The 21,617-nt window shown below is 73.7% G+C and carries 20 protein-coding genes; 9 read left to right on the top strand and 11 right to left on the bottom strand.

Annotated elements, in window-relative coordinates; genetic code table 11:
• Positions 1–16 precede the first annotated feature (16 nt).
• Positions 17–961: a hypothetical protein gene (locus J2N69_RS15615; protein WP_230901312.1), complete on the top strand. Its 945-nt coding sequence runs from the start codon at positions 17–19 to the stop codon at positions 959–961.
• Between the two features lie 54 nt (positions 962–1,015).
• Here the strand turns inward: J2N69_RS15615 and J2N69_RS15610 are convergent, their stop codons facing one another.
• The 3 genes from J2N69_RS15610 to J2N69_RS15600 form a co-directional block, all read right to left on the bottom strand.
• Entirely contained in the window at positions 1,016–1,846 is an 831-nt protein-coding gene (locus J2N69_RS15610) for an enoyl-CoA hydratase/isomerase family protein (RefSeq protein WP_230901311.1), read from the bottom strand.
• A gap of 121 nt (positions 1,847–1,967) precedes the next feature.
• Entirely contained in the window at positions 1,968–4,193 is a 2,226-nt protein-coding gene (locus J2N69_RS15605; RefSeq protein WP_230901310.1) for an acetate--CoA ligase family protein, read from the bottom strand.
• 516 nt (positions 4,194–4,709) lie between these two features.
• A complete protein-coding gene (locus J2N69_RS15600) occupies positions 4,710–5,882 on the bottom strand; it encodes a flavin-containing monooxygenase (RefSeq protein WP_230901309.1) in 1,173 nt (390 codons plus the stop codon).
• A gap of 175 nt (positions 5,883–6,057) precedes the next feature.
• Here J2N69_RS15600 and J2N69_RS15595 point away from each other — a divergent pair, with 175 nt between their 5' ends.
• From J2N69_RS15595 to J2N69_RS15585, 3 genes are all read left to right on the top strand, one after another.
• A complete protein-coding gene (locus tag J2N69_RS15595; RefSeq protein WP_230901308.1) occupies positions 6,058–6,510 on the top strand; it encodes a DoxX family protein in 453 nt (150 codons plus the stop codon).
• On the top strand, positions 6,507–6,932 hold the full coding sequence (locus tag J2N69_RS15590; protein ID WP_230901307.1) for a Zn-ribbon domain-containing OB-fold protein: 426 nt from the start codon (positions 6,507–6,509) through the stop codon (positions 6,930–6,932). Before J2N69_RS15595 ends, J2N69_RS15590 begins: the two co-directional genes overlap by 4 nt.
• Before the next feature lie 67 nt (positions 6,933–6,999).
• Entirely contained in the window at positions 7,000–7,878 is an 879-nt protein-coding gene (locus J2N69_RS15585; RefSeq protein ID WP_230901306.1) for a GNAT family N-acetyltransferase, read from the top strand.
• Between the two features lie 22 nt (positions 7,879–7,900).
• On the opposite strand, the gene J2N69_RS15580 is transcribed toward J2N69_RS15585, so the two are convergent.
• On the bottom strand, positions 7,901–8,626 hold the full coding sequence (locus tag J2N69_RS15580) for a pyridoxine/pyridoxamine 5'-phosphate oxidase (protein ID WP_230901305.1): 726 nt from the start codon (positions 8,624–8,626) through the stop codon (positions 7,901–7,903).
• Between the two features lie 37 nt (positions 8,627–8,663).
• Positions 8,664–9,845 carry a thiolase C-terminal domain-containing protein gene (locus J2N69_RS15575; RefSeq protein ID WP_230901304.1) on the bottom strand — a complete coding sequence of 394 codons (1,182 nt, stop codon included), beginning with the start codon at positions 9,843–9,845 and terminating at the stop codon, positions 8,664–8,666.
• Between the two features lie 155 nt (positions 9,846–10,000).
• Here J2N69_RS15575 and J2N69_RS15570 point away from each other — a divergent pair, with 155 nt between their 5' ends.
• Both J2N69_RS15570 and J2N69_RS15565 read left to right on the top strand, forming a co-directional pair.
• The gene (locus tag J2N69_RS15570) at positions 10,001–11,218 is read left to right on the top strand and encodes an acyl-CoA dehydrogenase family protein (protein ID WP_230901303.1); all 1,218 of its coding nucleotides are present in this window, start codon (positions 10,001–10,003) and stop codon (positions 11,216–11,218) included.
• The gene (locus tag J2N69_RS15565; RefSeq protein WP_230901302.1) at positions 11,218–11,736 is read left to right on the top strand and encodes a nitroreductase family deazaflavin-dependent oxidoreductase; all 519 of its coding nucleotides are present in this window, start codon (positions 11,218–11,220) and stop codon (positions 11,734–11,736) included. The genes J2N69_RS15570 and J2N69_RS15565 overlap by 1 nt, the downstream gene beginning before the upstream one ends.
• Before the next feature lie 38 nt (positions 11,737–11,774).
• Here the strand turns inward: J2N69_RS15565 and J2N69_RS15560 are convergent, their stop codons facing one another.
• Positions 11,775–12,422 (bottom strand): TetR/AcrR family transcriptional regulator, encoded by a 648-nt coding sequence (locus tag J2N69_RS15560; RefSeq protein ID WP_230901301.1) that lies wholly within the window; start codon positions 12,420–12,422, stop codon positions 11,775–11,777.
• 190 nt (positions 12,423–12,612) lie between these two features.
• Between J2N69_RS15560 and J2N69_RS15555 the strand changes: the two genes are divergently transcribed.
• Positions 12,613–13,440: a VOC family protein gene (locus J2N69_RS15555; protein ID WP_230901300.1), complete on the top strand. Its 828-nt coding sequence runs from the start codon at positions 12,613–12,615 to the stop codon at positions 13,438–13,440.
• A gap of 214 nt (positions 13,441–13,654) precedes the next feature.
• Positions 13,655–16,042 carry a protein serine/threonine kinase AfsK gene (locus J2N69_RS15550; RefSeq protein ID WP_230901299.1) on the top strand — a complete coding sequence of 796 codons (2,388 nt, stop codon included), beginning with the start codon at positions 13,655–13,657 and terminating at the stop codon, positions 16,040–16,042.
• A 311-nt stretch (positions 16,043–16,353) separates the two neighbouring features.
• Here J2N69_RS15550 and J2N69_RS15545 read toward each other — a convergent pair whose 3' ends face one another.
• From J2N69_RS15545 to J2N69_RS15530, 4 genes are all read right to left on the bottom strand, one after another.
• The gene (locus J2N69_RS15545) at positions 16,354–16,926 is read right to left on the bottom strand and encodes a hypothetical protein (protein ID WP_230901298.1); all 573 of its coding nucleotides are present in this window, start codon (positions 16,924–16,926) and stop codon (positions 16,354–16,356) included.
• An 80-nt stretch (positions 16,927–17,006) separates the two neighbouring features.
• Positions 17,007–17,810: an enoyl-CoA hydratase/isomerase family protein gene (locus J2N69_RS15540; protein ID WP_408056895.1), complete on the bottom strand. Its 804-nt coding sequence runs from the start codon at positions 17,808–17,810 to the stop codon at positions 17,007–17,009.
• The gene (locus tag J2N69_RS15535; protein ID WP_230901296.1) at positions 17,789–18,253 is read right to left on the bottom strand and encodes a Zn-ribbon domain-containing OB-fold protein; all 465 of its coding nucleotides are present in this window, start codon (positions 18,251–18,253) and stop codon (positions 17,789–17,791) included. The genes J2N69_RS15540 and J2N69_RS15535 overlap by 22 nt, the downstream gene beginning before the upstream one ends.
• Before the next feature lie 94 nt (positions 18,254–18,347).
• On the bottom strand, positions 18,348–19,499 hold the full coding sequence (locus J2N69_RS15530) for a lipid-transfer protein (RefSeq protein WP_230901295.1): 1,152 nt from the start codon (positions 19,497–19,499) through the stop codon (positions 18,348–18,350).
• Positions 19,500–19,622: 123 nt separating this feature from the next.
• On the opposite strand from J2N69_RS15530, the gene J2N69_RS15525 reads away from it, so the two are divergent.
• The gene (locus J2N69_RS15525) at positions 19,623–21,227 is read left to right on the top strand and encodes a FadD3 family acyl-CoA ligase (protein WP_230901294.1); all 1,605 of its coding nucleotides are present in this window, start codon (positions 19,623–19,625) and stop codon (positions 21,225–21,227) included.
• Here J2N69_RS15525 and J2N69_RS15520 read toward each other — a convergent pair.
• A complete protein-coding gene (locus J2N69_RS15520) occupies positions 21,224–21,616 on the bottom strand; it encodes a VOC family protein (RefSeq protein WP_230901293.1) in 393 nt (130 codons plus the stop codon). The genes J2N69_RS15525 and J2N69_RS15520 overlap by 4 nt on opposite strands.
• Position 21,617 lies beyond the last annotated feature (1 nt).

Below are 21,617 nucleotides of genomic sequence, written 5' to 3'. Positions count from 1 at the left end.
GCGTATCTTCAGGCCCATGACGTGGGGAAATCCCAAGGCGGCGGGTTCGCGGGGGGCCTGGAGCGACAGCCGGATGCGGGCCGCGGGGGCGGCGTGCGCGGCGCAGCTGCCGGTGGCCGGGATCGTGGCGTTCACGCTGACGCTCGGCGACGACGACTACGGGGCCACGGGTGGCGGTGCCATCGGCCTGGTCTGCTTCCTCCTCTTCGGGCCGTTCCTGCTGCCGGTCGTCGGACTGCTGCACGCCGCGGTGCTCACGCTCCCCGCGGCCTGGCTCGGCCGCCTGGGCGCCGCGCGGCTCGGCCGGGGGCCGGAGTGGGCGTGGCCCCTCGCCTGCCTGCTGCCGGTCGGCGCGGCATGGGCGGCCTGCTTCGCCGCGCTGGGCGCCCCCTTCGTACAGACCGCGCTGTGGAGCGCGGCGAGCGGTGTTCTGCCCGTGCTGCACGTGGCGTACTGCCGACGGCGCGAGGAACGCCTCGGCAGACCGCTGCGCAAGGTGTGGACTCTGTCCGGCCTCACCTCGCTCGGCCTGTGCGTGGCGGTCCTCGGCGGGGCGGTCGCGGCCACGGCGACGGGCCTCATCAAGGAGTACGAGCCGCCCCGGCTCTCCGTCGAACAGCTCACCGGAACCTGGCGCGGCGAGGACGACGAGAGCGTCGTCCTGCGGTTGCGGGCGGACGGGCGAGCCGTGCTCGACGGCACCCCCTTCGAGCGCGTCGGGACGGACGCGGGCGGTTGGTACGACAGCGAACTCGCCCGCTGTCACGCCACCGGCACGTGGAGGGTGGACCGAGACCGCGACCGCTTTCCGCGGCGCCCGGCCGTGGCCGTGGACGCCAAGGGGTGCGGCGACCGCCAGCTGTGGACCGTCGGCGGCACCGAGGCGCGCCCCGAGCTGTTCGTGTCGTTCGGGGACCCGGACTCGCCGGACATCGAGGTGCTGGTGCGGCGGCGCGGCTGAGGGGTGCGGTCGGGGGGTGCGGCCGAGGGGTGTGACTGAGCTGCGCGACGCCGGTCAGCGGCCTCGGAAGGTCGGTGGGCGGCGTTCCACGAAGCCGGCCACGCCCTCGTTCGCGTCCGCCGTGGTCATGTTGATCTCCTGGGCGTTCGCCTCCGCCGCGAAGGCGGTCGCGCGGTCCGAGTCCAGGGAGGCGTTGACCAGCTGCTTGGTCAGGGCCAGGGCGCGGGTCGGGCCCGTCGCGAGGCGCCGCGCCCACTCCCGGGCCGTCTTCTCCAGGTCGTCGGCCGGTACGACGCGGTTGACGAGGCCGAGCCGTTCCGCTTCGGCGGCGGACACGGAGTCCCCGAAGAACATCAGCTCCTTGGCCCGTTGCGGCCCGATCAGCCGGGGCAGCAGATAGGCGCCGCCGCCGTCCGGCACGAGGCCACGGCGCGCGAACACCTCGATGAACTTGGCCGGTTCGGCGGCGATCACCAGGTCGCAGGCGAACGCCAGGTGGGCGCCGATACCGGCCGCCGTGCCGTTCACCGCGGCGATCACCGGCTTCTCGCAGTCCAGGACGGCGGCGATCAGCCGTTGGGCGCCCCGTCTGACCGTCCGGGCGACGTCACCGGGCACCCGCTCACCCGTGGCGGGCGCGCCGCGCAGGTCGGCGCCCGCGCAGAATCCCCTGCCGGTGGCGGTGATCACGACGGCGCGTACGCCGGGGTCGCCGGAGGCCTCGTCGAGCAGTGCGATGACGCGCTCGCGCTGGTCCCAGGTGACGGCGTTCATGGCCTCGGGGCGGTTGAGCGTGATCCACGAGACGGCGTTGTCAGTGGTGTGGAGTATCAATGAGCCGAGGGGTTCGGGGGAGGCAGTCGGGTCGGGGGAGGACGTCGTCATGCGGGAGTGGCTCCGTTTCGCCGGGGGGTGCGCGGTGGCAGCGGCGGTGGCGTGGGTGACGGCGCTGGGGGTGGCGGCAGCGGTGAAGCGGGCGGTGTCGGGCGCCTTCTCCGGTGGCCCCTCAGCGGCAGACGGCGAACGCGTCGAGGGCGACGGCCCCCTGCCCCCGGGGCAGCACCATCAGGGGGTTGATGTCCAACTCGGCCATCTCGTCGCCGAGTTCGAGGGCCATGCGCTGGACGCGCAGCACGACCTCGACGAGCGCGTCGACGTCGGCGGGCGCCGCCCCCCGGACGCCGCTCAGCAGGGCCCGCCCCCGCAGCTCGGACAGCATCGCCTTCGCCTGGTCCTCCCCGAAGGGCGGCACCCGCACCGCCGCGTCCCGGAGCACCTCGACGAGTACGCCGCCGAGTCCCACCGTCACGGTCGGCCCGAAGAGCGCGTCGTGCGTGACGCCGACGACCATCTCGACGCCCCGCTCGACCATCTGGCAGACCAGCACACCGTCCAGCGGCACGTCCTCGTAGCGGGCGATGTCCGTCAGCTCCCGATAGGCGTCGCGCACCTGGCTGGCGGAGGTCAGCCCGATTTTCACCAGGCCCAGCTCGGTCTTGTGCGCCAGCTGGGGACCCGAGGCCTTCATGACGACGGGGTAGCCGACGAGCCCGGCCGCGCGGACGGCCGCCGCCGCACTGGTCACCAACTGCTCACGCGGTACGCGAATCCCGTACGCGCGCAGCAGCTGCTTCGCCGCGTGCTCGCTGAGCTGCTGGCCCGGCCGCATCAGGGCCTGCGCCTTGCGGAAGGAGGGGGAGGGGGTCCGCGGCGCCTCGTCGAAGGGGGAGCGGTAACCGGCCGTGAAGCGGTGATGGTCCAGATGGGCGCGTACGGCCGTGATGCAGTTGGCGAAGGTCCGGAAGGTGGCCACGCGCGAGGAGCCGAGCAGCGTCCGGCGGTAGGCGTCCTCGGTGCCGACGGGCGAGCCCCACACCACGCACACCAGTTTGTCCGTCTCCTCAGCCGCGTCCACCAGGTCCTGCGCCAGCTTGTCGCTCATCGGCGGGAAGGGCCCGGTGATCGGACAGATGAGCACCCCCACCTGCGGGTCGTCGAGGATCGCGTCGATGATCTTCCGGCCGCGCCAGTCGCCCACGGGGTGCCCGCCGTTGTCGACGGGGTTGGCGACGCTCAGGTACTCCGGTATCCACTGGTGCAGCTCCGCCTGCTTGGCCTCACTGAGCGTGGGCAGCATGAGCCCCGCCTCCGCCGCCAGGTCCGAGAAGTGCGCGCCCGTGCCGCCCGAGATCGAATAGACGGCGACGCCCTCGGCAGACGGCCTGCGGGCCCGCGCCAACAGGGCGGCGGTGTCCTGGAGTTCGTCGAGCCCGTCGACGCGGATGACACCGAACTGCCGCATCGCCGCGTCCACCACCGCGTCGGCGCCGGTCAGCTTCCCGGTGTGTGAGGCGGCCATGCGGGCGCCCGTCTCGGTCCGGCCGACCTTGACGGCGACGACGGGCACGCCGCGGCGGGCCGCGCGGTCGGCGGCGAGCAGGAAGGCGCGGCCGTCCTTGAGGCCCTCCACGTAGCAGGCGATGGCGCCGACCTCGGGGCGCTCGGCGAAGTAGGAGATGAAGTCGGAGGCCTCCAGGTCGGCCTCGTTGCCGGTGGGGGCCCAGTGGGAGAGGCGGATGCCGAGTTCCTGGAGGGCGAAGACCGGGCGGCCCTGGTGGCCGGACTGGGTGATCAGCGCGATGGCGGGGCCTTCGAGGTCCTCGCGGAACTCCTCGAAGGCGTTGAGGTTGGTGTTGGGGCCGAGCAGCCGCAGGCCCGAGCGGCGTACGGCGGCCGCGAGACGGGCCTGGGCGGCCGCGCCCTCCTCGCCCGTCTCGGCGAACCCGGAGGCGAAGGCCACGGCGAACCGCACCTTGGCCTCGGCCAGCTGCTCGATCGCGGGCAGCGGGTCGGCGACCAGCAGGACGGCCAGGTCGACCTGTTCGGGCAGGTCGGCGACGGAAGGGGAGCAGGGGATGCCGAAGACCGCCCGGCGGGTGGGGTGCACGGGGTGGAGCCGTGCGCCGACCCGCTCGGCCCAGGCGATGAGCTGCCGGGTGATGCCGGCGCCGGGCCGTCCCTCGGCGTCCGAGGCGCCGATGACGGCGACGGACTCGGGGCGGAAGAAGCGGTCCAGGTCGGGTACGTCGGCGTGCAGTGGCCGGCCGCTGACGTCCAGGCCGTCCGTGGTCGGGGCTCTGCCGTGGATGGTGGGGGGAGGGGGTTCGCCGCAGGCCACGACGTGTGTGCGGCGGCGGTCGGTGGTGAAGGTGCCGTGTGTCGATCCAAGCATCGGTCCGCCCGCTCCTGTGTGACAGCGATTACCTGACGCTTAGTCAGGTTACTGAACTGACGCTGTGTCAGGAATGGGGGTGCATGCAAAGTCGTGGGGGTGTTGGCCTGTGGGGCCGCTGCGGGGCGCTGTGCTGTGTTTGGGGTGGGAGGGGGGTGCTGGGTCTACTGAAGCGTAGGTTTTGGGTGCTGCCAAGGTGGTGATTCGGCCGGGGTGGGGCTTTGTGGGTGCGGGGTTGTTGCGCAGTTCCCCGCGCCCCTTGAGGGGTTGTCTTTCGGGTGCGGGTGGGGTGGGGCTTGTCGCGCAGTTCCCCGCGCCCCTTACGGGGCCGTCTTTTCGGTGCGGGTGTGTGGGGGCTGGTCGCGCAGTTCCTCGCGCCCCTTACGGGGCTGTTCCTTGGGTGCGGGTGTGTGGGGGTTGGTCGCGCAGTTCCCCGCGCCCCTGGCGGGGGCGTTCCTTGGGTGCGGGTGGGGTGGGGCTTGTCGCGCAGTTCCTCGCGCCCCTGGCGGGGGGCTTTTACGGGGACGGTTGGGATTTGGCTATTTTTTTGGCGATTTTCTTTGCGTCTCGGGAGAGTTCGCGGAGGGTGCCGCTGATGGGGGTGGTGAAACCCGTGAAGTAGAGGTTCGGGGTCTGTTTGGGGGTGCGGCGGCCGTGGGCGGTGGGGCGGCCGTGTTCGTCTAGGACGCCCAGGGTGCCGACCAGGCTCTCCAGGGCGCGGCGGTAGCCGGTCGCCGCGATGACGGAGTGCGGGGCGATCCGGGTGCCGTCCGCCAGGACCACCTTGCCCTCCTCGAAGGCCTCCACGGCGGCGACGGGCTCGACCGTTCCCTTGCGCACGGCGTCGATGAGCCCGACGTCCTGCACCGGGATCGCCCCTTGCCGGGCCCGGGAGAAGAGGCCGGTGTCGGGGCGCGGCAGTCCCTTCGCCGACAGGTCGGGCACGGAGACGCGGGCGGCCAGGGCCGCGAGCCGGTCGGTCAGGGCCACCGGGAGCCTGCGGCACAGGATGCCCGAGAGCTGCGCGGGCCACCCGGCGGTGGAGCGGCGCACGATGTGCGGGGCGGTGCGTACCGCGAGGCGGACCCGGGCGGCGCCGCCCTCGGCCAGGTCGACGGCGATCTCCGCGCCGGTGTTGCCGACGCCGACGACCAGGACGTCCTTGCCGGAGAAAGGGCTCGGGCCGCGGTAGTCGCGGGCGTGCAGGAGGTCGCCGGAGTACGTGTCGCGGCCGGGCCAGTCCGGCAGGCGGGGCGTGTGGTTGCAGCCGGTGGCGACCACCACCGCGCTGCCGGTCAGCTCCCGTCCGCCGGTCGCGCGCAGCAGCCAGCCGGTGCCGTCGGCGGTGCGTTCCAGGCCGGTGACCTCGACCCCGGTGACGATGTCGAGGGCGTGGTGCTCCGCGTACGCCTCCAGGTAGCGGATCACGTCGTCACGGGACACCCACCGGCCGGCCGACCGGGGTATCGCGAGCCCCGGCAGGGCGGAGAGGCGACGCGTCGTGTGCAGGTGGAGGCGGTCGTAGTGGCCGCGCCAGGAGGCGCCGACCCGCTCCGACTTCTCCAGGACGACCGCGCGGACACCGCGTGCGCGCAGCGCCGCGGCGACGGCGAGCCCGCCGGGGCCGCCGCCGATGACGTACACGGGGTGGCCCGGCCGGGGCGCCTGCGGGGGTGTCGAGTCGGACATGACTGGAGAGTAACCGCGCGCTTACTTGATATGCGTCGGTCAAGTCCGGAACCGGTTGCGAATCGATCACGGCACGCGCGCGGCGTCCGCCCCTTGCGTATTCGCGCCCCTGTGCGCTGAACTGACGTACCGTCAGAGACGCTGTCGCGACCGCCGAAGTGGGAGAGACCACGGCATGGACTCGATCTGGCTCACCGGCGCCGAATGGCTCGCCGTGCTCCGCATAGGCCTCGGCCTGTGGTGGCTGGAGAGCTGGCGCCACAAGGACAAGAAAGGCTGGTTCGAGCGGGGCACGGGCATCGCCTGGGCGGCCGACGTGGCCGCCAAGCACAGGTGGCGCGCGGTCCGCGGCGGCTTCGACACCGTCGTCGCGCCGCGCCCGAAGACGATGGCGTACGTCGTCGTCTACGCCGAACTCGCCCTGGGTCTCGGCCTGATCGCCGGCTTCCTGACCCCGATCGCCCTGGTCGGCGGCCTGCTCCTCAACCTCCTCTACCTCATCCTCATGATCCACGACTGGGCCGAGCAGGGGCAGAACGCGATGATGGCGCTCATCTCGCTCGTCGCCCTCTTCGCCATGTCCTGGCAGACCTGGTCCCTCGACGACGCGTTGGGGCTCTTCCGATGAGCGCGGCGGCGCGTACCGGTCCGCGCTTCGACCTGCCCGAGCCCGACGCCTTCACCCGCCCCTACTGGGACGCGACGGCCGCGGGGTGGCTGCTGATCCGCCGGTGCGGGGCGTGCGGGGCGGCGCACCACTATCCGCGCGAGTTCTGTCCGCGCTGCTGGAGCGAGGACGTCACCTGGGAGCGGGCGAGCGGCCGGGCCACGCTCTACACCTGGTCGGTGGTGCACCGGAACGACCTGCCGCCGTTCGGCACGCGCGTCCCGTACATCGCCGCGGTCGTCGATCTCGCCGAGGGGCCCCGGATGATGACGGAGGTCGTCGGCTGCGGGGCGGCGGAGGGGCTGTGGATCGGGATGGGGCTGAAGGTGGCGTTCCGGGAGGCCGGGGGGTTCGCCGTGCCGGTGTTCAGGGTGGAGGCGTGAGCGGGAGCGTGGTCAGGGGCGGGGAAAATTCTTTGTGGGCGGCGGGTGGCGCGCGGGATCATGGGCCATGTCCACCGACTCGCGCTCCTCCTGGCAGCTGACCCACGACCTCGACGCCTTCCACGCCCGCGCCGCCGAATTCCTGCGCTCCGAACCGGCCCTGCACACCGCCCTCCTCAGCGTCACGGACACCCTGCGCGTGCAGGGGCTCCAGGTGTACGGGGAAGAGGCGCCGCACTTTGGTACGTACGCCGATGCCGGTGCGGCAGGGCGGGTTCGGGGCGCCTTTCTGCGTACTCCGCCGTATCCGATGACCCTCTCGCCCGTCGGGCCCGAGGCCGCCGAAGCCCTCGCCCGGCAGCTCGCGGGCACCGCGCCCGACCTGTCGGGAGTCGCCGCCGCCCGGGAGACCGCGGAGGCCTTCGCCCGGGCCTGGGAGAAGCACACCGGGGTGACGGCCACGCTCGGCACCCGGCAGCGGCTGTACCGGCTCGACACCCTCACGCCGCCCGAGCCCGCCCCGCCGGGCCGCGCCCGGGTCGCCGCCGAGGGCGACCTGGACCTGCTCGCGCGCTGGTACCGGGAGTTCTGCGAGGCCGTGGGGCAGCGGCCCGGCATGGACGCCCGGGAGTGGGGCACGTCCCGTATCTCCTACGGAGGCGTCACGCTCTGGGAGACGCCCGACGGGACGCCCACCGCGATGGCGAGCGTCACCCGCCGCGCCGCGGGGCAGGTCCGCGTCGCCACCGTGTACACCCCTGCGGCCCTCCGCGGCCGGGGCTATGCCGGTGCCGCCACCGTGGCCGTCAGCCGCGCCGCGCTCGACGCGGGCGCCGGGGAGGTCCTGCTCTTCACCGACCTCGACAACCCGACCAGCAACGGGCTCTACCAGCGGATCGGATACCGCCCCGTGCGGGACTTCGCGCAGTACGACTTCAGCGGTTGAGGCCGACGCCGCCCCGAGGGCCTCAGGGCCAGAGCAGTTCGCGGGTCCACTCGGCGGCGGCCCGATCCCCCGCCTCGCCCCTGCGGTACCGCAGCCGCACGTGCCGCCGCCGCTCGTCGCCCTGGAAGAACTCCGCCTCCCGGGGCTCCAGGACGTACAGCGTCCAGGTCGGCGCGTCCGCGTCCGGCTCGGCCCGGGCGCGGTCCCAGGCGGCGGCCGAGGCGCGCGCCAACTCCGCCGAGGAGCTGAGGGGTTCGCTCTGGCGGCCCACCAGAGCGGCGGCGAGGGCGCCCGTCGAGCGGGCGTGCAGGTCGGCGAGGCTCTCGGCGTGCGGGGCCGCGGCGACCCGGCCCCTGATCCGGATCTGCCGGCCCTGCGACGCCCAGTAGAAGTGCAGGGCGGCTTCCGGGCGGGCGGCGAGCTGGCGGCCCTTCCTGCTGCTCGCGTGCGAGGCGAAGTGCCAGCCGCGGCCGTCGGCGTCGTGCAGCATGACGGTCCGTACGTCGGGTCCGCCGTCCTCGGCGACCGTCGCGAGGCCCATGGTGTGCGGCTCGGCCTGCCCGGCGGCCACCGCCTCCGCGAACCAGGTGTGGAAGAGGGGGAGCGGGTCGGCGGGCGCCCCGGCCGGGTCGAAGGCGGGCAGCTCGACGTCCCACACGCGCTGCGCCCGCAGCAGTGTCTGGAACGGGGTGGCGGGGCCGCTGCCCTGGGGCGCGGCGGGCGGTGGCGGGGTTCCGGGTGTCGTCATGCGCCGATTGTGACGCGCGGGCACCAGAGGCGCCGCGTCATCCCCGCCCCAGCACCACCGTCCCCGACGAGCAGAACCACCCGCCCGTCCCCGATGCCACCGCCAGCTCCGGCAGCGTGCCGTCAGGGCGTCTGACCTGGCCCTCGCCCGCCTGGCCGCGCAGCTGCCGGGCCGCTTCCACCAGCAGGAACAGGCCGCGCATGCCCGGGTGCTGTGCGGACAGGCCGCCGCCGTCCGTGTTGGTCGGGAGGCCGCCCGTACGCAGCAGGCGGCCCTGCTCCACGAAGGCGCCGCCCTCGCCCTTCCCGCAGAAGCCGAGGTCCTCCAGCGTCACCAGCGTCATGTAGGTGAACGCGTCGTAGATCTGGGCCACGTCGATGTCCTGGGGCCGCACCTCCGCCCGTTCGAAGGCGAGCCGGCCGCTCACCGCCGCCGGGGAGACCGTGAAGTCGTCCCACTCCGACATCGTCGTGTGCGACACGTGTTCGCCCGCCCCGAGGACCCACACCGGCTGCGAGGCGCAGTCCGCCACGTACTCCTCGGCGGCGAGCAGCACCGCGCAGCCGCCGTCGGACCGTATGCAGCAGTGCAGCTTGGTGAACGGGTCCGCGATCATCGGACCGGCCAGCACCTCGTCCACCGTGATCGGGTCGCGGAACATCGCGTCGGGGTTGGCCGCCGCGTTGGCCCGCGCCTGGACGGCGACGGAGGCGAGCTGTTCCAGGGTCGTGCCGTACTCGTGCATGTGGCGGCGCGCGGCCATCGCGTACTTGGCGATCAGGGTGTGTCCGTACGGGACCTCGAACTGGGCCGGGCCCCGTGCGCCGAAGGAGAGGTTCGACGTGCGGCGCCCCGCCTTGATGTCCGCGCGGGCGGTGGAGCCGTAGACGAGGAGCACGGCGTTCGCCCGGCCCGCCGCTATCGCCTCCGTCGCGTGCGCGGCCATGACCTCCCAGGTGGAGCCGCCCACGGAGGTGGAGTCCACCCAGCGGGGCCGGAGGCCGAGGTACTCGGCGACCTCCACGGGCGCCAGCGTGCCGAGGCCCGCGGAGGCGAGTCCGTCGACCACCTCGCGGCCGAGGCCCGAGTCGGCGAGCGCGCGGCGGGCCGCCTGGGCGTGCAGGGCGTAGGGCGTGGCCTCGTCGACCCGCCCGCAGTCCGAGAGGGCGACACCGACGACAGCGACCTTGCGGCGGGCGGAGCGGCTGGCGGTGGGCATGAATCTGACGGTACATCAGTTTTGCGCGGCCTAAGGAGAGGTGGGCCGGATCGGCTCGTCCCCGCTCTGGGCATCTCCGTGCCGCGCACCTAACATGACGGCCCGTCAGATACAGGTTCAGGTCCGGTCGCCGGACCCGGGGGAGGAGCCCACCGATGGACGCCGCCTTCAGCGCGGAGCAGGACGAGATCCGCCGCACCCTGCGCGAACTGGTCACCAAGCGCTGCGGGCCCGACGACGTCAAGGCCGCCGTTCGCACCCCTCGCGGACACGACCCGGCCCTGTGGTCCGCCCTCGCCGAACAGCTCGGCCTGCCGGGGCTCGCCCTTCCCGAGGCGTACGGAGGTGTCGGCTGCACGGCCGCGGAGCTGGCCCTCGGCTGCGAGGAGCTGGGCCGCGCCCTCGCCCCGTCCCCGCTGCTGGCCACCGCCGTCCTCGCCGCCCCGCTGATCCTCGCCCTCGGCACCGAGGAGCAGCGCGCCGCGCACCTGCCCCGGATCGCCGCGGGGGAGCTGGCCGCCGCGCTCGCCGTACCCGGCACCGGGCTCGCCACCGCCCTCGGGCTTGTCGGCGACAACGCCGGTGACTGGTCCGGTGGCGGTCGCGCGGGCGGTGTACAGGCAAGGGAGGAGGGCGGGACGTGGCGGCTGTACGGGCAGGCCGAGCAGGTGCTCGACGGGCACAGCGCGGGGCTCCTCGTCGTCGCCGCGCACGCGGGAGGCTTCGCCCGCTCCCGTACCCTCCTCTTCCTGGTGCGCGGGGGTGCGACCGGCATGGCGCGGGCGCGGCAGACCTCGCTCGACGAGACGCGCGCCCGGGCGCGCGTCGAACTGCGGGACGTGCGGGCCGAGTTGCTGGGGAATGCCGAGGGTGACGTGCCGGGTGCACTCGCCGCCGCCGGGGACGTCGCCGCCACCGTGCTCGCCGCCGAGGCCGTCGGGGCCGCGGACCGCGCGCTGGAGAGGACCGTCGAGTACGTGCGCCGGCGCGAGCAGTTCGGGCGGGCGATCGGGTCCTTCCAGGCCGTCAAGCACCGCCTCGCGGAGGTGTACGTACAGGTGCAGGCGGCCCGGTCGGCCGCGTACTACGCGGCCTGGGCGGCCGGGGCGCGGGCCGCGGGGTCCGGCGGGCAGGGCGCCGAGCGGGCCGGCGCGCTGGCGCTCGCGCAGGGGCTCGACGCGCTGCGGACCGCCGCGTCGGAAGCCGTGCAGCTGCACGGCGGCATCGGCTTCACCTGGGAGCACGAGGCGCATCTCTACTTCAAGCGGGCCTCCGGCGACGAGCTGCTCTTCGGGCCCGCGCACCGCCTGCGGGCGCGGGCGGCGGAACGGGCCGGGCTGTTCGCGGGCGATGCCCTCCGGGAGGCCGTCTGATGCCGCCCAACCCACGCCCGGCGCGGACGGCGGCCGGGCTGCGCCTGGTGCAGAAGGTGTCCGCCACCCGCGCCTTCGCGAAGCTCGCCCCGCACGTCGTCCCCGCGCTGGACCGTGCCGTGCACCGGCTGACCCGCGGCAAGGTACTGCTCAGCGGGAAGATGCTGCCCGGCCTCGTCCTGACGACGCGGGGCGCGAAGAGCGGACTGCCAAGACGTACGCCGCTGGCGTGCGTGCCCGACGAGAAGGGCGGCGGATGGGTGCTGATCGGGTCCAACTTCGGGCGGCCCGGCCACCCGGCGTGGACCGCGAACCTGCTCGCGCACCCGGAGGCCTCGGTCAACTGGCGCGGTGCGGACGTCCCGGTCCGGGCACGGCTGTTGACGGGGGAGGAGCGGGCGGCGGCCTGGGAGGCGGCGCTCGCGTTCTGGCCGCCGTACGCCGCGTACCAGTCGCGGGTGGAGCGGGAGATCAGGCTCTTCCGCCTGGAGCGGAGACCGCGACGGCGGACCACCTGAGTGATCCGCCGCCGGGCTGACAGGACTGGAGGGGGCCGCTACTTCGTCGGCTTTTTGCCGGTGACGCCCAGATGCACCAACATCGCCAAATTGGGCTTGAGTTCGTGCTGTTTGACGCCCCACGTCTGGAAGCCGCGCTGGTGCGAGGCGACCGCCGCCAGCATCGCGACGATCGAACCCGCCATGGCCGCCGGGCTGACGTCCTTGTCGACCTTGCCCTTGGCCTGCAGCTCCTTGACGGTGTCCGTAAGGGAGTTGTTGACCGAATTGAGGATCTTCATCCGGATCTTGTAGAAGCGCTTGTCGCCCTCGGCCGCGCCGAGGTCGACGACGCGGAGGATCGCGTCGTTCTTTCGCCAGAAGTCGAGGAAGCCCTCGACCAGCTCCTGGGAGGTCTGCCAGCCCGCCTTGCCGACCCAGGAGCGCCCTTCGAGCAGCTGGGTCAACTCGGCGCCCTCGGCCGCCATTTGCTCGGCGATCTCCAGGACGGCGCCCTCGACGTCCGGGAAGTACTGGTAGAAGGTCGCCGGTGAAGTCCCCGCCCTCCGGGCCACGTCGATGACTTTGACGTCCCGATAGGGCGAGGAGCTGAGCATCTCGCTGAGGCAGTCGAGCAGCTTCTGACGCGTCGCCTGACCGCGCCGACCGGCCACGCGGCCGTCGACGGTACGTACCTGTCCTGTCATGCCGTCAGCTTACCGAGGGGTGATCGGAGCGCGATTCGGCCGAGTGCAAATGGGGTTGGGGCAGGTCGCGGCCGGGTGGGGGCGCACGGGGGTGGCGGAAAGTGGACCCCGCACGACTCGACGCAAGACTCGATCAAGTGTTCGGATATGTGAGCTGCGGGTGCCGTGCGGGGCGGTTAGCTTGAACGGCATGGACTACGCAGAGCAGGACACAGCGGGCGGATACGCGGAGGGCGTGCCCTGCTGGGTCGACGCGATGCTCCCCGACGTGGAGGGCGGCAAGCGGTTCTACGGCGAGCTGTTCGGGTGGGCCTTCGCCGAGAGGGCCGAGGCCGGGGCGGGGGCCGGGTCGGCGTACGGGCAGTACACCCTGGCCCACAGCGACGGCCTGCCCGTCGCCGCGCTCGCGCCCAAGACCGACGGCCGCATGCCCACCGTCTGGACCGTCTACCTCGCGACCCCCGACGCCGCCGCCCTCGCCGGGCGCGTCAGGCGCGCGGGCGGCTCCATGGTCCGGGAGCCCATGCCGGTCGGCCCCGCCGGGACGGTGGGCCTCGCCGCCGACCCCGAGGGCGCCGTCTTCGGGATCTGGCAGGGCGGCACGCACCAGGGCTTCGGCAAGCAGCGGGAGCCCGGCTCGTACTGCTGGACGGAGGTCTACTCGCGGGACAAGGACCGGGTCGACCCCTTCTACGAGGGCGTCTTCGGATACGGCGGCTTCGACCTCGACCTCGACGGCGTCCCCTTCCGCACCTGGTCCCCGCCAGGCGCCCAGGCCGGGCCCGAGACCGCCGTCGGCGGCCGCAGTCTGATGTCCCCGGCCACCGACGGCTACAGCACGCCCGAGACGCCCCCGCACTTCCTCGTCTACTTCAATGTCACCGACGCCGACGCGACGGCCGCGGCCGTCACCCGGCTCGGCGGCCGTGTGCAGGTGCCGCCCCACGACATCCCGTACGGGCGTATCGCGGTGCTCAGGGACAACCAAGGGGCGACCTTCGCTGTCCTACAGGACTGAGGCTGCCGCGCGGAGCGTCACCCGTGGGTCTTTTGTCCCGGGAAACCCCCAGACACCCCCAGTCACCCCGAGACACCCCGATCTCGCCCCGGGTTCGCCACGGCCGCCTCGGACAGGAAGAATCAGGGTGCGTGCCGCCGTAGCGGCTCGGGTGGTGAGACGCTGCACGGGGCTGTCTTCTTCGGCGGCCGCGTACGGGGAGGTGGCAGGGCAAGTGGTGGATCAGCTGACGCAGCACGATCCGAGGCGGATCGGCCCGTTCGAGGTCCTCGGCAGGCTGGGCGCCGGTGGCATGGGTCTGGTCTATCTCGCACGCTCCGCGTCGGGGCGGCGCGTGGCGATCAAGACGGTGCGGACCGAACTCGCCGAGGACCAGCTGTTCCGCGTCCGCTTCACGCGCGAGGTCGAGGCCGCCCGCGCCGTCTCCGGCTTCTACACCGCCGCCGTGGTGGACGCCGACCCGCGGGCCGCCGTGCCGTGGCTCGCCACCGCGTACGTCCCCGCGCCCTCCCTCGAAGAAATAGTGAACGAACACGGGCCGCTGCCCACCCAGGCGGTGCGGTGGCTGGCGGCGGGCGTGGCCGAGGCGCTGGAGTCCATCCACGGCGCCGGCCTGGTCCACCGTGACCTCAAGCCGTCCAACGTCCTCGTCGTCGAGGACGGCCCGCGCGTCATCGACTTCGGCATCGCGTCCGGCGTCTCCAACACCCGGCTGACGATGACCAACGTCGCCGTGGGCACACCCGCGTACATGTCACCCGAGCAGGCGAAGGACTCGCGCAGCGTGACCGGCGCCAGCGACGTCTTCTCGCTCGGCTCCACGCTCGTCTTCGCCGCGACCGGGCACGCCCCCTTCCACGGCGCCAACCCCGTCGAGACGGTCTTCATGCTGCTCCGGGAGGGCCCCGACCTCGAAGGGCTGCCGGACGAGCTGCGCCCGCTGATCGAGTCGTGCATGCAGATGGAGGCGGCGCTGCGGCCCAGCCCCGCCGACCTCCAGGCGCAGCTCGCCCCGCACCTCTTCGCCTCCGAGAGCGCGGGCAACGACGACAGCGGCACGGCCTCCGCCTGGCTGCCGGAGCGGGCCGTCGCGCTCATCGAGGCCCGCAGGAACGGCCGGCCTCCCGCCCGGGTCCCGGCCACCGCCGGGCGCAGCGGCGGCCGGGGTGCCGCCCCCGCCCCCGCTCCGGTGCCGGTCACCGCGCCGCCGCCTCCGCAGCAGCCGCCGCCCGCGCCGTCCCAGGCACCGTTCGCGGGCACACCCGACGCGGGGCCCGTGCGGCTCGCCGGGGGGAAGGTGCCGATCGGGCCCGGGCCGCGCGTCGCCGGCTCCCGCGCCGCCGCCGTGCCCGTCGACCACGGGCTCGCCGCGTCCTGGTCGCGGTCCTCGGCGCCCAAGGGCGGGCCCAACGGCGCCGCCGCGCAGGCACCCGCCGTGCCCGCGCCCGCCGCGGCGCCCGACGCCGGGGCGAAGTCGTGGCGGCCGTGGCGGTTCCGGATGTCCAACGACGTGTGGGGCACGCCCGCGGTCGCCGGCAACCTCGTCTACGTCACCTCCTTCGAGGTCCACGCGCTGGACGTCGCCAGCGGCCGCCGCAGCTTCAAGACACGGGACGTCGCCTGGTCCATGGCGGTGGCCGACGGACGTATCCACGCCTCCGACGGCCCCACCCTCTATGCCCTCGACGGCGCCGACGGCACCGACCTGTGGCGGCTGCCGACCGACGCGTGGGTGTACTCCCTCCAGGCCGCCCGCGGCACGGTCGTCACCGGCACCCGCGGCGGCGGCGTCCAGGCCTGGGAGGCCGCCAACGGCGAGAAGCTCTGGGAGATCACCGGCGCGCAGACCGACTTCGAGACCCCGGAGGCCGGGCCCGCCGTGTTCGACGGCACGGTGTACGTCTGGAAGGACGCGCGGCTGCGGGCGCTGGAGGCGCGGACCGGCGAGGAGCGCTGGTCGTACCCCGTGGGCGACGCGGCCTCCTGCGGCGGGGTCCCCGTGCGGGTCACCCAGGCGCCGGACGGCTACGTGTACGTCTCCGCCGGCACCCGCGTCCTCGCCATCGACGTGGCCGCCGGGCATGTGCGCTGGCACTTCGAGGCGCCCGCCGCGTTCCTGTGCCCGCCCGCGTTCGCGCCGGGGCCCGCCGTCACGGGCGGCGGGGTGTACCTCGCCGACTACCTCGGAACGGTGTACGCGCTCGACGCCACGGACGGCCGTGACCGCTGGCGCATCGCCACGGAGTCCCGGTCGTCCGTCGAGCCCGTCCTCGTCGCGGACGGCCACGTCCATGTGGGCAGCGGCAAGGGGCTCTACACCCTGGACGCCGTGACCGGCACCCCGAAGTGGCGGTTCCAGGCCGGTGGCGAGGTCGTCGGCACGCCTGTCGTGGCCGACCGGCGCATCCACTTCGGGTCCACGGATCACCTGCTGTACACGTTGAAGGCCGACGACGGGCGGCTGCGGTGGAAGCTGGCGACCGGTGGGGAGATCACGGGGGCGCCGGTGGTGCGGGACGGGGTGGTGTACGCGTGCAGCAAGGATCGTTGTGTGTACGCGTTGGACGCGGAGCGGGGGACGGGGACGTCGCCCCGGACGTAGGGGCGGGGCCCCTGTCCTGGGGTGCCCTGGGGTTGGGGCCGGGGGTTTTCGGGTGCGGGCCGAATCCGGTCCGCGCCGCCGCTGCGCGGCGGACGCCTCCCACCCACCCGCCCGACACTCGGCGGCTGTGATTGTCGCCGTAGGAGCGGGCACGGGGCGGGTGCGACCAGTGCCTTGGGAGCGGGCGCTTGGCGGCTGTGGTCGTCGTGGGTACGGGCACTCGGCGGCTGGGATTGTTGCTGTAGGAGCGGGCACTGGGCGGTTGCGGTCGTCGCCGTAGGACCCCCGGCGGGCCCGGCACCGACCCCTACTCAGCGGTTGCGGCCGTCGTCGTGGGCGTACGGGTTCGGGCCCGGCCGGGTTTCCTCCGCGTGGTGCGGTGAGCGGTTGTGGAGGCGGCGGGCTCCGAAGCGGCGTGGTTTCGGCTGGGGGTAGGTGTCGTCGTCGGGCGGCGGCCTTGGGGCGCGGGGGCGGCCGGTCAGCAGCGCCGACGCGAGCAGCAGCAGGACGCCGCCGACCAGTGCGGCGAGGACGCCGAGGCCGAGGCCCGAGTCGTCGCCGGACACGGAGAGGCTGCCCGCCGCCTGGCCCTGGCGGACCATCCACAGCACCGCGAAGCCGAGGACGACGACGCCCGCGAACGCCACCGGCAGCCGGGACCGCAGCAGCAGTCCGGCCGACGTCAGCAGCGCCGCGAGGGCGAAGGGCAGGAAGAGCGAGGCGAAGAGTTCGGCGTGGGCGGCCGTGATGCCGCCGCCCGAGAAGAGTTCGGAGAGACGGAAGTGGCGTCCGAGACGGCCGTCGTACCAGGCTCGGAAGGGGCTCCATACGGCGGCCGTCGCTCCGATGAGAGCGAGGACCGTCCCGAGGACGTTGCGGACCATGCCGGGGCCTCCTCTCACGATGGACGCTACGCCGGGTGCGTCCCCGCCGCCACGCGGCGGCACGCCCTTCGCCGCGCGGGCTACCGGGTCCGGAAGCCGCGGCCCCGCCGTGCCCCGAACAGCTCCGCCTGCCGCTCGGGCGGCAGGCTCCCGAGGGCGATCAGATGGGGGGCGTGGGCCAGGGCCTGGGCACGGGCGGCCTCCTTCGCCGACCACAGGGCCCTGACCGTGCCCTGCACCGCCTCCGTCGGGTAGGAGGCGATGGTCTCGGCGGCCCGTACGGCCGCCGCCACCGCGCCGCCCGGCGGGGTGACCTCGGAGACCAGGCCGGTCTCGTACGCCCTGCGCGCGGAGATCCGTTCGGCCGTGCCCATCAGCGCCATCCTGGCGGCCTCGCCGAACGGCATGCGCTGCGCCATGTGGACCGTCTCGTACGCGCTGACCATGCCGTACGTGGTGTGCGGGTCGAAGAACGTGGCGTGCTCGTCCGCGACCAGGAACTCGGCCTCGCCCAGGAGGTAGAAGGCGCCCCCGCACGCCATGCCGTTGACAGCGGCGATCACCGGCTTCCAGAGGTCGTTCGCCTTCGGGCCGATCGTGCGGAGCGGGTCGTCGATCGAGTAGGGGGAGGGCGGCTGCGGTACGTGCGCGGCGCGGTCGATGCCCGTGCAGAAGGCCTTGTCGCCCGCTCCGGTCACCACGATCGCGCGTACGGAGTCGTCGTACCGGAACTTCCGCCAGGCCGCGCCCAGTTCGGCCGCCGTCGCCAGGTCCACGGCGTTATGCCGCTCCGGGCGGTCGAGGGTGAGGACCGCCACGCCCGTGTCCTTGTCGGCGCTGGTCCGCAGCGCACCCGCCGGTGTCACGGCCGCTCCAGGACCCAGCGCGGGACCGTCATCCCGGCCACCTCCGCGAAGACGACCTGCACCTTGGCGCCGATGCGCAGCCGCGCGGGGTCGACGGAGTTCAGCGGGGCGTCGGGGGCCGTGACGAGGTTGCCGACGAGGCGGATGTGCGGGGCGTCGGCCAGCTCGACGACGATCGCGTTGTACGGGGCCTGTGCGGCGTAGGCGGGGAGGAGGGGCGGGTGGGGGACGACGTACGACCAGATGCGGCCGTGGCCGCTCATCCTGCGCCATTCGCTGTCGAAGGACTGGCAGTGGGGGCAGCAGGGGCGGGGTGGGAAGCGGAGTTCTGCGCAGCTGGGGGCTGCGCAGGCTTGTACGCGGAGTTCGCCTTGGGCGGCGTAGTGCCAGAAGGGGGTGCCGTCGTCGTCAGGGGTGGGCCGGAGGAGGGGTTCGGGTGTGGCCGTCGTCGCGTCTGCCATGTGTGGTCCTTTGCCGGGTGCGGGTGGGATGTGGTTGCTCGCGCAGTTCCCCGCGCCCCTGAAGGCCCCTCGCGGGCCTTCAAAGACAGCGCGGTCACGGGGCCCGCAGCAGCAGCGCTGACGTCGGGACGCCCTCGCCCGCCGTGACCAGGCACGTCGCGGCATCCGGGACCTGTGCCGTCGACGTGCCCCGCAGCTGCTTCACGCCCTCGTTGATGAGGTTGAAGCCGTGGACGTACGCCTCGCTGAGGCCGCCGCCGCCGGTGTTGATGGGGAGTCGGCCGCCGCTCTCCAGGGCGCCGCCCTCGGTGAACGCGCCGCCCTCGCCGCGTCCGCAGAAGCCGTAGCCCTCCAGGGAGAGCGGGATGAGGGCGGTGAACGCGTCGTAGATCTGGGCGACGTCCACGTCCTCGGGGCCGAAGTCGGCCTGCTTCCACAGGTGCCGGGCGGCCGTCCAGGCGGGTCCGGAGAGCGGGTCGTCGGTCCAGTAGTTGACCATGCCGTGGTGCTGCGCGGGCAGGCCCTGTGCGGCGGAGTGGACGTACACGGGCCGGTGGCGGCAGTCGCGGGCCCGCTCGGCCGACACGACCACGCACGCCAGCGCGCCGTCCGTCTCCAGGCAGTTGTCGAAGAGGCAGAGCGGTTCGCTGATCCAGCGTGACGTCATATACATGTCGCGGGTCAGCGGACGGTCGTACATCATCGCGGCGGGGTTCTGGTTGGCGCGGTTGCGGCAGGCGAGGGCGACGTTGAAGAGGTGGTCGCGGGTGGTGCCGTACTCGTGCATGTGGCGCCGCGCTAGCATCGCGATCTCGTCGGCGGGGCGCAGCAGGCCGAAGGGTCGGGTCCACTGGGCGGGCGTGGGGAGCTGGACGGTGGTGTTCGTCCAGGGGCGGGGGCCGCTGCCGCGTTTGCGGGAGCGCCAGGCGACGCCGACGCTCGCCTGGCCGGTGGCGATGGCGGCGGCGAGGTGGCCGACGGTCGCGCACGAACCGCCGCCGCCGTAGCCGACCTTGCTGAAGAAGGTGACGTCGCCGGCGCCGATGGCCTTGGCGACCTCGACCTCGTCGGTCTCCTCCATCGTGTACGAGGCGAAGGCGTCCACCTCGGACGGCGCGATGCCCGCGTCGTCGAGCGCGGCGAGGATCGCCCGGCACGCCAACGTCTTCTCGCTCTCCGGGAGTTGGCGGGCAAAGGCGGTCTGGCCTATCCCGACGATCGCTGTGGCGTCCTTGAACGAGGGCATGGGGAGCGGCACCTCCGGGAGACGGGCAACTGGCCAGCGCCCCTGACCGAAGCGGCTGCTGACAGGGCGTCAGGCTACCGCTAATCTGACGGTCAGTCAGCTGCTGTGGTGGGAGGACTTGCGATGCGCGGTGACCTGCGGTGGGGCAGCATCCCGGGGCTGGTCCGGGCGGCCGCCGGGCGGTACGGCGACCGGGAGGCGGTCGTGGAGGGCCGCACCCGCGTCTCGTACGGACAGCTCGGGCGGCGCGTGGAGCACGCGGCGGCCGCCTGCGTCGCCCACGGCGTCGAGCCGGGCGACCGCGTCGCCGTCTGGGCGCCCAACACCCTCGACTGGATCGTCTGCGCACTCGGCGCGGTCTCGGCCGGCGCCGTCCTCGTCCCGCTGAACACCCGCTTCAAGGGCGCCGAGGCCGCCTACGTCCTGGCCCGCAGCCGCGCCAAGCTCCTCTTCGTCACCGACACCTTCCTCGGCACGTCGTACGTCGCCTCCCTGCGCCGCGCGGCGGCCGAGGGGACGGGGAGCGGGCCGCTGCCCGGCCTGCCGCACCTGGAGCAGGTGGTCGTCCTCGCCGACGACGCGCCGCAGGACTTCCGCACCTGGAAGGAGTTCCTGGCGGGCGGCGACGGCGTGGACGCGGCGACGGTCCGGGCGCGGGCGGAGTCGGTCGACGGCTCGGCGCCCTCCGACATCATCTTCACCTCGGGCACGACCGGCCGCCCCAAGGGCGCCGTGATCACGCACGCGCAGACCCTGCGCTGCTACGACGTGTGGAGCGAACTGGCGGGGCTGCGCGAAGGCGACCGCTACCTGATCGTGAACCCCTTCTTCCACACCTTCGGCTACAAGGCGGGGATCATCGCCTGCCTGACGCGGGGCGCCACGATGGTCCCGCAGCCGGTCTTCAGCGTCGACACCGTCCTCGCCAACATCGCCGCGGAGCGCGTCTCCGTCCTGCCGGGCCCGCCCACCCTGCACCAGTCGATCCTCGACCACCCCGCCCGCGACCAGCACGACCTGTCGGCGCTGCGGCTTGTGGTGACGGGCGCGGCGGTCGTCCCCCTCCAGCTGGTGGAGCGGCTGCGCAGTGAGTTGCGGGTGGGCACGGTCCTGACCGCGTACGGCCTCTCGGAGGCGAGCGGCATCGTCACCATGTGCCGGCGCGGCGACCCGCCCGAGGTCATCGCGTCGACGTCGGGCCGCGCCATCCCGGACACGGAGGTACGGGTGGTCTCCCCCGAGGGGCGTCCGCTGCCGCCCGGCCGCCCCGGCGAGATCCTCGTCCGCGGCCACCACGTCATGCGCGGCTACTTCGAGGACCCGGCAGGGACGGCCCGCGCGCTCACCCCGGACGGCTGGCTGCGCACCGGGGACGTCGGCGTCCTCGACGAGGACGGCAACCTCCGCGTCACCGACCGGATCAAGGACATGTTCATCGTCGGCGGCTTCAACGCCTATCCGGCCGAGATAGAGCAGCTCCTCGGCCTCCACCCCGACGTCGCGGACGTCGCGGTGATCGGTGTGCCGGACGCGCGGCTCGGCGAGGTGGGCAAGGCGTACGTGGTGCGGCGCCCGGGCGCGGTCGTGACGGCGGACGACCTCATCGCCTGGTCGCGGCGGGAGATGGCGAACTACAAGGTGCCGCGGGGCGTCGAGTTCGTGGCGGAGCTGCCGAGGAACGCGAGCGGCAAGGTGGTCAAGGGGGAGCTGCGGGGGCGGGCGCTCTAGCCCGCTTGGCCCGTGAGGGCGGCGCGCTCGGCTTCGCTGCACTCCACGCAGAACTCGTTGCCTTCCGGGTCGGCGAGGACGGCCCAGCCGCGGCCGTTGGGCTTGCGCTGGTCGTCGACGAGGCGCGCGCCGAGGGTGAGGATGCGCTCGACCTCCTCGTCGCGGGTGCGGTCCTGCGGCTGGAGGTCGACGTGCAGCCGGTTCTTGACGGTCTTGGCGTCGGGCACGGTGACGAAGAGCAGCGTGACGCCGCCGCCCTCCACCAGGGCCTCGGGGTCACCGGGGAAGTCGTCGTCGGAGACCTTGCCGCCGAGCACCTGGGCCCAGAACGTGCCCTGGCCGTAGGCGTCGTGGGAGTCGAACGTGAGGTGGCGCACGAGAGAAGTCATG

The sequence above is a fragment of the Streptomyces huasconensis genome (assembly GCF_021028635.1).
Taxonomy (GTDB): domain Bacteria; phylum Actinomycetota; class Actinomycetes; order Streptomycetales; family Streptomycetaceae; genus Streptomyces; species Streptomyces huasconensis.
Note: the sequence above shows the minus strand (reverse complement) of the source record. Positions and strands in the feature narration are given on the sequence as shown.